This is a genomic window from Shewanella sp. 11B5, assembly GCF_002836795.1.
Classification (GTDB): Bacteria; Pseudomonadota; Gammaproteobacteria; order Enterobacterales; family Shewanellaceae; genus Shewanella; species Shewanella frigidimarina.
Genome location: NZ_PJAP01000966.1, coordinates 1 through 2889 on the forward strand (window position 1 = coordinate 1; position 2889 = coordinate 2889).

At 42.5% G+C, this 2889-nt stretch carries 1 protein-coding gene and 1 pseudogene; both read right to left on the reverse strand.

Annotated elements, in window-relative coordinates; genetic code table 11:
• Positions 1 to 919: 919 nt before the first annotated feature.
• Positions 920 to 1642, reverse strand: coding sequence for a tetratricopeptide repeat protein (locus CXF78_RS18910; protein WP_102037622.1), 723 nt, complete (start codon positions 1640 to 1642; stop codon positions 920 to 922).
• A 14-nt stretch (positions 1643 to 1656) separates the two neighbouring features.
• Positions 1657 to 2889 (reverse strand): annotated as a pseudogene (locus tag CXF78_RS18915) (type II and III secretion system protein); the annotation flags it as partial.

A 2889-nucleotide genomic window follows, 5' to 3' on the forward strand; every position in this document is an offset into this window, starting at 1 on the left:
ACTTGCTCTGTTACATTAAGAGGAATCTAGATACTGCTATAAACTGCCTCTGTATAAGTAATTGCGAACAACATGCCAATATAGGATATTCATAAAATAAAATTTAAAATCGTTATTTTTCATGCGCTTATGTTTTTAAAATTGATTTTGCATACAATGAGATTATCAACTGTATCGAATTGAAAATGGATATGAATTGCAGAGTGAATGGCAAAATGCGAAAAGTTGCAAATCTACTGTTAATCCAATTTTTGCGCAGTCCATTAATTCAATAGCGTGACTCATGAACACTGGTTCTGTGAGTGTTATCAGTACGGTTATCAGTACGGTTATCAGTACGTTTGCATTCCATGCTTAACGCCTGAATCATCAATCGGATCTACATTAAGCTGTCATTAGTAATTACATTGTTAGATAACTGAGGCCCTTATTGCCGGCTATTGTCGACGGCTTTAGCAGCTCCATTGGTTCGCGGTTAGTGTTGCTGCATTTCTAAATGTTTGGCTCAAGGTAATAAGTGATTAAGGCCAATGTCATCCGTTATTACCGTGTGGCTGTTGGTGCCAGGGATATCGGCTTGGGCATATTCTCTGAATATGATTTTTTGTAACCTATAGCGACAACTGAGCGGTTAATCAATTCCATGCTGTAATCACTTAACTGATACTGAGTTGCTGAGTATATGAATGTTGAGCTGTTGAGCTGTTGAGCTGTTGAGCTGTTGAGCTGTTGAGCTGTTGAGTAAATTTTTATAACTACTCTTACACAGAGCAAATTAATACGATATTTACTGGCTTATCGTTACCAACGGCAACGTTTTGGCTTAAGCGAATCGTTAGTCAGCTCTGTATTACAGATAGAGCATTGGCCTAAAGCGAAAAGTCCCCATTTGGGGACTTTTACAGACTGAGTTATGACATTACAGACTACTTAACTGGACTCGACACTCGGGATGATCACTTAAATACAGCAGTCTCGACAAACTTTGTCGGTGTGCCGGCTGGTAACTCAGGGTATCGGCGTAAAAATGACACGCTTGCGACCAATTTGATTGTGCTTCATGAATTAGCCCGAGATGGTAACTGGTTCGCCATACTGGAGCGCCTAATCGGTCGGCGGTAGCAATCACGGCTTCGGCTTTTTCGTAACGACCTTCTAAATAATAACTTGCCGCTAATGTCGCATGCAGTTCAGGGTGATCCGGTTGTAACTGCACTTGTCGTTGTAATACGGTTCTTGCCAGGTTGATATTCCCCTCTTGCATGGCCAGTTTACTGCGCAAAATGGCTACTTCGGATACTGGTTGTTGTTGCGATAACAACCTATCTAACACCATTTGGCTATCAACATCACGACCAATTTGATGGTAAACAATCGCGGCTGTAAAACCAATTTGTTGGTGCTGTGGATAGGTCATTGATAATGCACCTAGGTCGTTCGACAAGCGTTCACAGTCACTAATAGCAGACTGATAACCTTGGCAATTAACACCATCGGTTTGATTTACATTGTATTGTTTTAACATCGCCGTTAACTGATCATCTGGTTGATATTCACGCTTAGTTTGGCTGGTACTACACGCACTGCTGACTAAGGCAACCACAATCACGGTACTGAGGCGGAAATGAGTTAAGGTCTTCATAATTAATGTCCTCTTTATAGTGACGAGTCAGCTAATGGAAATTGCATGCTTTGTAGCATTTCAGCTGACGTTTGGAATTGCCATAAGGCAACATCATGACGTGGCTCTCTTACCAGTGTTGGCGTCACAATAATAATTAACTCGCGGGCGGTATCGGCGTCGGACGATGACTCTGTTAACTTACCCAGCAACGGAACATCGTTAATACCCGGTACAAAGTCACGTGAGTCACTAATGTCACGACTGACTAAACCACCGATGATTAATGGCTGTCCATCACGTAAACGCGTACTGGTAGTTAGGTTTCTGACATTAAATGCACTAGTGGTTAATGATGACCCTGTGCTCGACGAAATTTGTTGAGTTAACAAAGTGTCTGGTGTTGAAATACTAGGGCTTAAATCTAAAGTGATTAAGTCGTTTTCGTCCACCATTGCTCGTACTTCAAGCTGGATACCAAACGATTTAAACTCGGTGCCACTAAATACCCCTTGGCTATTACCCCCATTGGCACTACTAATTCCATTGGGTGAAAATGACGTTGGGACAGGCACTTCACCACCGGCTCGGAATACGGCTTTTTCTCCTGCTAAGACGGTTAACGTCGGACGAGATAATGTGCGTGAAATGCCATCTTTTTCTAACAATGAAAACAGTAAATCAAATGCAATCTCGCTGCCGCCAACTTGGAAGTTGTTCACCAGTGCGCCACCTAACACTTGCAATGCATTTTCAACTTGTCCTGAGCCCAGCGCTTGATTGGTTGCGCCATCTAAACCGAAATTACCGTCGGTTTTGTTGTAGCCTTGAGTGATCAATGAAAAGTCAGGACGCCATTGGGTTAAACTGCGACGATTAACTTCATACATTTGTATCGCTACACGAACCTGGGGTAAATCGCGGACTTCAATGGTCGACAACAACCTACCATTCGCCATAGACAACAACTTAGCTCGGGCAATATTTGACTTCACATTGTTACTGCTAGATTTTGCATTACCACCTCGATTTGACGAGCTATTACTGCTTACCTGTTGGCTTGAGCTGATTAACCCACCCGACTCATTGGCGATAACGGTAATGTCATTACTGCCTGCTTCTATTTTTCCGGTAATGGCATTAATACGATCTCCGGTGAAAAGGCGCGATGCTAAATTTAATACTCTAACGAGGTCAACTTGGGTTTCAACCTGACCGCCTAGTAACAAGGTATCGGCTTGATCGTCAGGCATATCACCTTTTTGAAT

Bases quoted from the DNA above. Each gene is read 5' to 3' on its own strand.
- CXF78_RS18910 (WP_102037622.1), bottom strand. From the start codon at position 1,642: ATGAAGACCTTAACTCATTTCCGCCTCAGTACCGTGATTGTGGTTGCC.